The 9,086-nt window shown below is 43.3% G+C and carries 10 protein-coding genes; 7 read left to right on the top strand and 3 right to left on the bottom strand.

The genetic code is table 11. The features are described 5' to 3' along the window. The 5 genes from H528_RS13695 to H528_RS13680 form a co-directional block, all read left to right on the top strand. On the top strand, nt 1-261 hold a 261-nt coding region (locus tag H528_RS13695), incomplete at its 5' end, for a transposase (protein ID WP_157608250.1). A 158-nt stretch (nt 262-419) separates the two neighbouring features. After that, nucleotides 420-2,027 carry a methyl-accepting chemotaxis protein gene (locus H528_RS0111575; protein ID WP_022854469.1) on the top strand — a complete coding sequence of 536 codons (1,608 nt, stop codon included), beginning with the start codon at nt 420-422 and terminating at the stop codon, nt 2,025-2,027. A gap of 63 nt (nt 2,028-2,090) precedes the next feature. Further along, nucleotides 2,091-2,795: a GGDEF domain-containing protein gene (locus tag H528_RS13690; RefSeq protein WP_022854468.1), complete on the top strand. Its 705-nt coding sequence runs from the start codon at nt 2,091-2,093 to the stop codon at nt 2,793-2,795. Beyond that, the gene (locus tag H528_RS13685; protein ID WP_022854467.1) at nt 2,785-3,540 is read left to right on the top strand and encodes a MinD/ParA family protein; all 756 of its coding nucleotides are present in this window, start codon (nt 2,785-2,787) and stop codon (nt 3,538-3,540) included. Before H528_RS13690 ends, H528_RS13685 begins: the two co-directional genes overlap by 11 nt. 38 nt (nt 3,541-3,578) lie before the next feature. Further along, complete coding sequence (locus H528_RS13680; protein WP_022854466.1) at nt 3,579-4,568, top strand: MBL fold metallo-hydrolase; 990 nt, start codon at nt 3,579-3,581, stop codon at nt 4,566-4,568. Here H528_RS13680 and pabB read toward each other — a convergent pair. The 3 genes from pabB to H528_RS13675 all read right to left on the bottom strand — a co-directional run bounded on the left by pabB (nt 4,546) and on the right by H528_RS13675 (nt 7,100). Continuing rightward, the gene (gene pabB, locus H528_RS0111555; protein ID WP_169352799.1) at nt 4,546-6,192 is read right to left on the bottom strand and encodes an aminodeoxychorismate synthase component I; all 1,647 of its coding nucleotides are present in this window, start codon (nt 6,190-6,192) and stop codon (nt 4,546-4,548) included. The genes H528_RS13680 and pabB overlap by 23 nt on opposite strands. A 202-nt stretch (nt 6,193-6,394) precedes the next feature. Further along, nucleotides 6,395-6,625 (bottom strand): FeoA family protein, encoded by a 231-nt coding sequence (locus H528_RS0111550; RefSeq protein ID WP_022854464.1) that lies wholly within the window; start codon nt 6,623-6,625, stop codon nt 6,395-6,397. Nucleotides 6,626-6,635: 10 nt separating this feature from the next. Next, the gene (locus H528_RS13675; RefSeq protein WP_022854463.1) at nt 6,636-7,100 is read right to left on the bottom strand and encodes a Fur family transcriptional regulator; all 465 of its coding nucleotides are present in this window, start codon (nt 7,098-7,100) and stop codon (nt 6,636-6,638) included. A 231-nt stretch (nt 7,101-7,331) separates the two neighbouring features. Here H528_RS13675 and H528_RS0111540 point away from each other — a divergent pair, with 231 nt between their 5' ends. Next, nucleotides 7,332-8,618 carry an HD domain-containing phosphohydrolase gene (locus tag H528_RS0111540; protein WP_022854462.1) on the top strand — a complete coding sequence of 429 codons (1,287 nt, stop codon included), beginning with the start codon at nt 7,332-7,334 and terminating at the stop codon, nt 8,616-8,618. 144 nt (nt 8,619-8,762) lie between these two features. Continuing rightward, nucleotides 8,763-9,086 (top strand): transposase (locus tag H528_RS0111535; protein ID WP_022854461.1); only part of this gene is annotated, 324 nt, incomplete at its 3' end.

Raw genomic sequence — 9,086 nt, 5'->3', positions numbered from 1 at the left:
GAGACCAAAGAATCAGGGAATACGAAGAAGGCGGCGCAGATAAGCAAGAAGGGGGACAAGAGGCTAAGGGGACTACTTTACATGGGAGCCCTTAGTGCGATAGCGAGCGGTAAAGGGGTATTGAGGGAATTTTACGACAGATTGGTGAAGAAAGGTAAGCCGAAAAAGGTAGCGGTGACGGCCTGTGCGCGTAAGCTCCTGTTATTTGCGTTTGCCAAGTATAAGAAAGCGATGGAGGAGTTGCAGTTGCAAATGGCTTGACAAAATCCACAGTATCTCGCGAGGATTCATTAACATTTCAAGCGTTTAATGCTCCTACCAAGGGGGTTTCTGTTTCATTTTTTCCCTAGCATTTATGTGTTTTCGAAAAAAAACCGAAAAAAATTTTGCAATTTAATTAAAAACTTTAAGGAGGAATTATGGAAACGTTTAAAAAATACTGGACCTTTCGGACTTTTTCCATCGTCCAGGCCTTGGTTGGTGGGATCATTTTTGCCACTTTTCTATTAGTCATTATGCAATCCATAGATCAAATTTTACTCCATTTACAAAAACAAAAACTAAAAGACCTGGTAAACTCTGCTTATTCTGTAGCAGCTCACTATTACCAAGTCTCCCAAAAAGGGGAAATTACCGAAAAAGAAGCTAAATTTCTGGCAAAAGAAGCTATTAGGAAACTGCGCTATGGGCCAGAAAAGAAAGACTATTTCTGGATAAATACAGACAATCCCACAAAAACAATAATGATTATGCATCCATATAAACCTGCCTTAGAAGGAAAAGACATCACCAGTATAGCAGATAAAAAAGGCACAAAATTATTCAAAGAAATGGCAGAAGTTGCCCAAAAAAATGGTGAAGGATTTGTCAAATATTACTGGCAATATAAAGACAATAAGAACGATGTTGAATCGAAATTGTCATTTGTAAAAGACTTTAAGCCCTGGGGGTGGGTTATTGGAACAGGACTTTATGAAAAAGACTTCCGCAGCGAAGTAAACCCTATCATCCATAAAGTGATATTAGGTTTTATTAGTTGTCTTTTAGCTTATCTTGGAATTTCTATCTTTCTTTCGCAAATTCTTAGTAAACCAGTATCTGACCTAAAAGAAGGATTAAGTGCTATTGCTAAAGGAAACCTTAACATCAAAATTAAAGAACAAGGCGTTAAAGAATTTTGCGAAATAGCCAGCATGGTTAACCAAACTACCGCACAGCTCAAATCCCTTCTGAAAGGCATTTATACTGAAACAAAAAATATTGCCCAAAAAACAACACATGTTCAAGACTCTACCAGTCTTGTAGAAAGAGAAATCTCTCAGGCAGAAAAAGCAAGCTATGAAATGGAAGAATTCGTAGGGAAAGTTATTGAAAGTATTGATGAAGAACAAAATCTCATGGAACAAGTATCTCAAGCAGTACATGAAATAAGCGAAAATACAGTAAGAACCACCGAAGTAATTTCACAAACCGTAGAAGAAGCTCAAAGAAGTAAAGATATCATGCAAAACCTTCACCAAACTATTGAAGGAATTTCTAGCATTCTCAAGATGATCGAAGATATTGCCAATCAAACCAATCTCCTGGCCTTAAACGCAAGTATTGAGGCTGCTCGTGCAGGTGAAGCAGGCAAAGGTTTTGCTGTAGTTGCCAACGAAGTAAAAGATCTTGCCCGGAAAACAACAGAAGCCACCCAGGAAATTGCCGAAAATCTATCAAGCATCCAGAACCAGAGCGCTGACGCCATGGAGGCCGTAGAAAACATTGCCAAAATCATAGATCAAGTAAATGACATGGCAAACTCCGTGGCCTCTGCCATAGAAGAACATACCTCTGTTATGAACGAAATATCCCAGAGGGTCATGCAACAAGGAGAAGCATCTAGAGAAATCCGTGAAAAAACAATTGCAGTGCGTGAAAGCACCAGCCAGAGTGCTGAGATTGTCAAGAATTTTTATCATGACGCCGAAGAACTTCTCAAAGCTGCCAAACGCCTGGAAGAAGCCGCTCATAAATTCCGCATTTAAGTTCTAAGCCCCCGCTTTTGGGGGGCTTTAGTTTTTTCATAAATTGGTCGAAAAGGCTCCTAGATGGATATCAGGAAAAGAATTCAAGATATAAAAGGCCTTTTAGCAAAAAAAGCAAACGGCTTGGACCCTGAAATCAAGGAAAAAATCCAGGAACTCTGTAACCTTTGTGAGGAACTCCATAATCAGGCCTCTTTTGATTTCCTGACAGGTCTTTACAATCGTCGGTTCTTTGAAAAAGAGCTTGAGATAAATGTCGAAAGGGCTATCCGCGAAAGAAGCGTTTTTTCTCTCATTCTGATGGACCTTGATCACTTCAAAAGGGTAAACGACAAGTACGGCCACCTAACAGGCGACGAAGTGTTAAAAGGCGTTGCCGCCCTTATCAAAAGAAACATCCGCAAAATCGACATCCCTGCCCGATACGGAGGGGAAGAATTTGCCATAATTTTGCCTGGCACAAGCTCAGAAGGAGCGCTTTCTGCGGCCAATCGTTTAAAACAGGAACTTGCTTCCCTGCGCTTTGGCCCTGAAAAAAATCCCTTTTCCATTACCGCAAGCATGGGGGTTGCCACCTACCGGCCGCGTAGCAATATTTCAGCACACGAATTTTTGCAAGAAGTTGACCGCTTGCTTTACCGGGCCAAAGAAAGCGGACGAAATAAAATTGTCACCGACGACGAAAAAGTCTTGTGGCAAAACGAACTTGAAGGCCTTTCCTTTGAAGAACGCGAAGCCCTTAAAGGAGTGTGGTCATATGATGATTAGCATTACCAGCGGAAAAGGAGGGGTGGGGAAAACTTCCCTGGCTATAAACCTTTCTCTCGCACTTTCACCAGAATACCGGGTCCTTTTGGTTGACGCGGACCTTGGCCTTGCCAACGTGGACGTAATGTTATCCCTTGCCCCGGACGTAACGGTAAGGCATGTGCTTCTTGAAGGCCGCCCCATCAAAGAAGCCGTTGTCCAAGGAGAATACGGATTTCACATCCTGCCTGCAGCCTCAGGAGTGGTAGAGCTTGCCCAGCCAGACTCTGAAATGCGGGGCATCCTCGAGCTAGGGCTTAACCAGCTCGCCCTTAATTACGATCTCTTGCTATTTGACACCGGAGCAGGAATAAGCCCCGCGGTGCTTTGGTTTAATTGCCTGGCCAAATATACCATAGTGGTCTTTACCCCAGAGCCGACCTCCATAACAGATGCCTACGCCCTTATGAAGGTGCTTCACCGGGATTACGGGCAGAAAAACTTCTGGCTACTTGCCAATCAAGCAGATGCCAAAGAAGGCGCACAATATTTTTCCCATTTAAACCGGGTTATTGACCGCTACCTCGGGATTAATCCCGTTTACCTGGGGGCCATTCCCAAAGATCCTGCCTTGGCCAGAAGTATCCGCATGCAAAAACCCTTACTTGCCCATGACCGCAATACCAAAGCCGCGAGAGCAATTCTTGCAGTAGCAGAGCGCATTAAAAAACTTCTTGAAGAAGACAAAAAAATTAATACCCATTAAGAGCTGTGTAAAAGTGGGTTTTGGTTTAAAGTATCTTCATGGAAGCGGTTCAAACACTTTCTCTTGTGGAAATAGCCCGGGCAAAACTACATCATCTTCCTGATGGTCGCTTTAAAAATCCGTGGCTTCCCTACGAAGCCCCTAAACTCGCCAAGATTATCAAGTGGAAGCTCTCACACTTGATTGTAAAAGAAACCCCGCGCATCCCGATAGTAAAACCAATGAAAGATCTCCTCACTTCAACTCAGGGGCCGTTGGTGTGTTTTCTGGGCCATGACACCGTATTCGTGAGGCTAGAAGGGTTTAACTTTCTTTTTGATCCCATTTTTGGCAACATAGGCGGCATTGTAAAAAGGCACACCCTGCCCCCTCTTTTGCCAGAAGAACTTCCTGAGATAGATTTTGTTCTTTACAGCCATGCCCATCGCGATCACCTTGATCTACCGTCTTTTCGCAAAATCCCGGGGAATCCTTGCGTAGTTGCCCCTCTTAACACCTCCCTTTATATTCGCCACGAATCCCTGATTGAACTTGATTGGTTCGAAACTTACGAAACTGACACTTTTGCCATTACCGCAGTCCCTTTGCAGCATTGGTCAAAGAGAAACTTAACAGACACAAATTTTGCCCTCTGGGCAGGTTTTATCCTTAAGAGCCGCGGCTTTACGCTATTTTTTGGCGGAGATACAGGCTATTTCTTCGGTTTCGAAGAAATAGGCAAACTCTTTGGCCCTTTTGACCTGGCTCTCTTACCAGCGGGAGCTTATCTTCCGCGGGAGCTCATGGCCCCTTTTCATTTGAGCCCAGAGGAAGCGGTAAAAGCCGCCTGCGAACTGAAAACACGTTTTGCCATGCCTATTCACTGGGGGGCTTACAAGCTGGGAGACGAAGCCCTTGATGATCCACCAAAAAAATTCAAAAAGTGTGCGCTAAACTCAGAACTAAAAGCACTTATAAGCTATCCCGGAGAAGTTGTTTCTTTTGAGGGGAAGACGCCGCTTTTCCTTACACCTCAACTATCTTTTTAACCGGCAAAAGCCCGCGCACAGCGTTTCCCAGGTAAATTTTTGCCGCACGGTTTAAATCATAAATGGTGAGCTCACGCTCCTTGGCCTTTTGCGAACGCAAAAGGCTTTCCCTTAAAACTCCTGGAAGAAGCCCGAGTTTTGCCGGGGGCGTATAAAGCCTGCCGTCGATTTCAAGGAAGATGTTACTAATGGTGCCCTCAAGCAAACGGCCGTCTTCATCATAAAAGATCACGTCAAAAAGGCCTTCTTTGCGGACACGCTCCTGCCAGGGAAGAAACCAGGAACGATAAGTAGTTTTGTGATAGACAAATTGTTTCGGGGGATCAAAATCTCTCTGAGCAAGGCCAGCAACCACAGGTGTTTTGATTTCTTTTAATTCGTAAACCTCAAGACCAAGAGAACCATCCTGAGACAAAAGAAGCCTTATCTTAGCGGGAAAAGCTAAACCAGCTAAATTTTCCGAGATAAACCTTTCGCAAGAAGACCGATCAAAAGGAAAATCGAAATAAGCAGAAGCCCTGGCAAGCCTTTCAAGATGAAAGGGCAAAAGCCTTATTCCCTCGCCAGGGGTAAACTTCATGGTTTCAATCAGTGAAAATTCAATGGCAGGGTCAGTCAAAAACTTGGCCTTAAGAAGGCACTCTTCAAACTCTTTTTCGGGGTCACTATCCCAGACGATTCCTGAGCCTATGCCAAACTCGCCCTTGCCTTCGCGCAAAAAAAGGGTCCTGATAGCCACATTAAAAGTCATTTCTTTTTCTGGTGAAATAAAACCAAAGGCCCCGGTATATACCCCTCGTGGCGCATTCTCAAGTTCAGCAATGATTTCCATGGTACGGATTTTAGGCGCCCCGGTTACCGAACCACACGGAAAAAGAGCCTTTAAAATTTTTCCAAGAGCAGTTGTCTTCAATTCTCCTGCGACGGTTGAGGTCATTTGGTGGACGGTTTCATATTTTTCAACCTCAAAAAGCCGTGGCACCCACACACTTCCGGGATTACAAACTTGTCCAAGGTCATTGCGCAAAAGATCAACAATCATGACGTTTTCGGCCTGGTTTTTGGGATCACTCGAAAGGAATTTTGCAATTTCTTGGTCCTCAGCAAGAGTTGCCCCTCTGGGGGCAGTACCTTTCATGGGCTTGGCATAAATTTTCCCTTGCCCTACGCGAAAAAAAAGCTCAGGCGAAAGACTTATGACCGAAAGACCAGGGGCCTTTAAAAGCCCCCCAAAGGCGACCTTTTGCTTTTTGCGCAAAGCAAGATAGATAGCGAGAGGGTCTGCTTCAGTCTCAAAGAGATATTTGAGCGTAAAGTTTACCTGATAAGTATCTCCTGAAGCGATATAGTCTTTGATACGGATTATTTTGGCCTCATAATCTTTCTTGTTTAAGCTTAGCCTCAGATTTTTGAAACCTGGTAAAGGACTCTCATAAAAAGCAGCCGGCCCAGCTCTCAAAATCTCAGGCTCTTTAAAAACACCTAACAAAGCCAGGGGAAAATTGGTTTTTTCAGGGCAAAGTTTTTTTAATTTTGGATTTAAAAAGAAGCCAAATTCGTAAGCAAAAAAACCAGCAAGCCAAAAGCCTTGGGCCAAGGCCTGCTCAAGACGGGAAAAAAACAAAGACACGTCCTCTCCGGGATGAAATAAAAAGACTTGGACGGGATCTCCAAAAAAAAGATGCCGCTTATCGTCTACTGTTGGCCGTGAAGTCTCTAAAAAAACAAAAAAATCTTTTCTTTTGGCTTCGAGATATGCTTTTATATCCCATAAAGAGAACAACTTTTTTTCTTTCTTAAAAAGGAATTTTTCGGGCATGAAACAACTAAGAAGGCAACTTTTTGACCTGGATTTGGGCGGCTTCTTCGTGGCGCAGGGAAATATGATAGCCTTTTATTTCGTATTCTACTGGATCTTTTAGCGGGGCATAACGCACCACCTTGACCCTGGCTCCGGGGACAAAACCAAGCTCCATTAGGCGGATTTTTAAAGGCCCATTGACCTTAATGCTTACAATCTCTCCCTCTTCTCCGGTACGCAGGTCATCAAGGGTCATAGCATCCCCCCTAAGCATGAGCTTTTTTTAGGCAGTCTGGACAATACCCCAGTAGCTCAAAACGCAAACCTGTGATGCGATAGCCCAACTTTTCTTTTACTTCTTGTTCAATCTGTTGGATGCGTTCGTCTTCGAATTCTTCAATCTTACGGCACTCTAAACAACGCACATGCCCGTGGGGATACTGGGTGGCTGGCTCATAATGCATGTGTCCGTCTTCGTGATAAACCTCTTGGATAAGCCCACAATCGATCAAAAGAGGAATAGTGCGGTAAATCGAAGCCTTTGAGAGCTTTTTCCCTTTATTGCGCAGGCGAAGATAAAGCTCATCTACATCGAAATGGGAATCAAGGGAGAAGATTTCTTTGACAATAGTTTCCCTTTCAGGGGTAAACCGAAGCCCTTTGCGCCGAATATATTCCCTAAACAATTCAAGCTGCGGTAAATAGTCTTCTTTTTGATGTTTTTGAATCATCGAATACCCCTTGTTGATATTCTTTTACAATAGCTAAATTTTTCTACTCATTTTGTCAAGTAATATTTCATCCTTGGCTCAACCGGCGCAGAGTTCTGGATAAATTTGCTCTTAAGGGGACAGGCTGTTTATCAGAGACTTTTGCAATCCTGGCATCAGCAATGTCGGGTGTTTAATGTCCTCTTAATATTTTTCAAGCTTTCTTAGCAAGTGACCGAAAATAACTCTGGTATGGTTAGAGATATAACGATCAACCTCAACAATTTTTTTCTTTCGGTCTCAGATGCTATTGATCTTTCAAGCCCTGCCATTTCGACCCATCAGATAAGGGTGGCATATCTCTCCTGGCGGCTTGCCAAATTAGCTGGCCTTGAAGCCCAAAAAATACGGCATATTTATATCGCGGCTCTTTTCCACGATATAGGGGCCCTAAATCCAAAAGACAAATTACGCCTTCACCGCTCAGAAGAAAAAGACCTTAACCCTCATTGTGTGAGAGGCGAACGACTTTTTAAATCTATCCCCTATCTTGTCCCTATGGCACCGCTGGTGCGCTATCACCACCGCCCCTGGAAAACTTGGCAAGAAGCGGGAAAAAACCTAGATGATCCCTATGTTCTTGAATCCCAAATTTTGAACCTGGCTGATTTTGTAGAGCGCTCTATTGATAGAAATCGTTATATTCTTGACCAAAGTAGTCATATTACCGGCAAAGTGCTAGCCCTTTCGGGGAAAGAAATTCACCGAGATGTAGTTGATCTTTTTATGAGTCTTGCCAAACAAGAAGCCTGCTGGCTCGATATTGTTTCACCCAGGCTATATTCTATACTACTTAATTACGGACCATTAGAACACATCCAGATTAGCCTTGATGAAGTAGCCCAGTTGGCCACTTTTTTCAGCAAAATAATCGACTTTAGAAGTAAATATACCTCTACCCACTCTAGCGGTGTGGTTGCTTGTGCTACTATCCTTTCTCATATTTGTGGACTTACTGAACAAGAAATACTTCTCATGAAAATTGCGGCAAGCCTTCATGATCTTGGAAAACTGGTAGTCCCTAATTCGATTCTTGAAAAACCAGGAAAGCTTACGCGAGAAGAATTTAATATTGTAAAACAACACACCTATCACACTTACATGATACTTTCTTCTATTCACGGCTTTGAAACCATAGCTGAATGGGCGGCTTTTCATCATGAAAAACTGGATGGTTCAGGATACCCTTTTGGGTTAACTGCAGAAAGACTAACCCTTGGTACGCGCATTATGGCAGTGGCAGACATTTTTACGGCTCTTATAGAAAGGCGACCTTATCGAGATAGTATGCCTGACGAAAAAGTTAAGGAAATTTTTACCAACCAGGTTAAGAAAGGACAACTTGACGGAAAAATAGTAAAAGCCTTATTTGACCATTTTGACGAAATTAAACAACGCGTAACAACACATCAGGAAATCGCCCAGAATACCTTTCTTGATTACCTAACAAAACCAAACTCCTTCAAAATAGCAGCTTAAAAACAAACTTACAGAGACTTTTTTTGCAAAATATCTTTTCTAAAGTTTATACAGTTTTCGGGGACAGGCAAAATTATTTAAGCCGCATTTCTACTCAGCCGATCTAAATAAAAGGGACAGGCAAATTTTTTGAAGGAGGCTATCATGGCTCGTATTCCTAGAAAGCTCATCAAAAACCCAGAGGCCGCTTATCACATCATCTCTCGCACCGCCCTTCCAGGCCATAACGTCTTAGGCCCTGCCGAAAAAGACCACTTACTTCACCTCTTCCGCTGGCTCTCCAAAGTATTCTTCGTTGAAGTCTATGGCTTCTGCATCATGGGGAACCACTTCCATCTCCTCTGCCGCATGCTCCCTCCTGACTCCTTCTCTGACGAAGAAGTAATTGAGCGCGTAAAGCTCTACTACGGGGACAGGCGAAAAATTACGCTTACCCCTGACAGGATCCCCTATTTCAGGAAACGCTTT

The organism is Thermodesulfatator atlanticus DSM 21156, assembly GCF_000421585.1.
Classification (GTDB): domain Bacteria; phylum Desulfobacterota; class Thermodesulfobacteria; order Thermodesulfobacteriales; family Thermodesulfatatoraceae; genus Thermodesulfatator; species Thermodesulfatator atlanticus.
The sequence above is the reverse complement of the archived record's forward strand: the minus strand, read 5'-3'. Positions and strand labels throughout refer to the sequence as shown.

Excerpts from the sequence above, each read along its gene's own strand:
- H528_RS13690 (WP_022854468.1), top strand. The coding sequence starts at position 2,091 with ATGGATATCAGGAAAAGAATTCAAGATATAAAAGGCCTTTTAGCAAAA.
- H528_RS13675 (WP_022854463.1), bottom strand. The coding sequence starts at position 7,100 with ATGATTCAAAAACATCAAAAAGAAGACTATTTACCGCAGCTTGAATTG.
- H528_RS13680 (WP_022854466.1), top strand. The coding sequence starts at position 3,579 with ATGGAAGCGGTTCAAACACTTTCTCTTGTGGAAATAGCCCGGGCAAAA.
- H528_RS0111550 (WP_022854464.1), bottom strand. The coding sequence starts at position 6,625 with ATGACCCTTGATGACCTGCGTACCGGAGAAGAGGGAGAGATTGTAAGC.
- H528_RS0111540 (WP_022854462.1), top strand. The coding sequence starts at position 7,332 with ATGGTTAGAGATATAACGATCAACCTCAACAATTTTTTTCTTTCGGTC.
- H528_RS13685 (WP_022854467.1), top strand. The coding sequence starts at position 2,785 with ATGATGATTAGCATTACCAGCGGAAAAGGAGGGGTGGGGAAAACTTCC.
- H528_RS0111575 (WP_022854469.1), top strand. The coding sequence starts at position 420 with ATGGAAACGTTTAAAAAATACTGGACCTTTCGGACTTTTTCCATCGTC.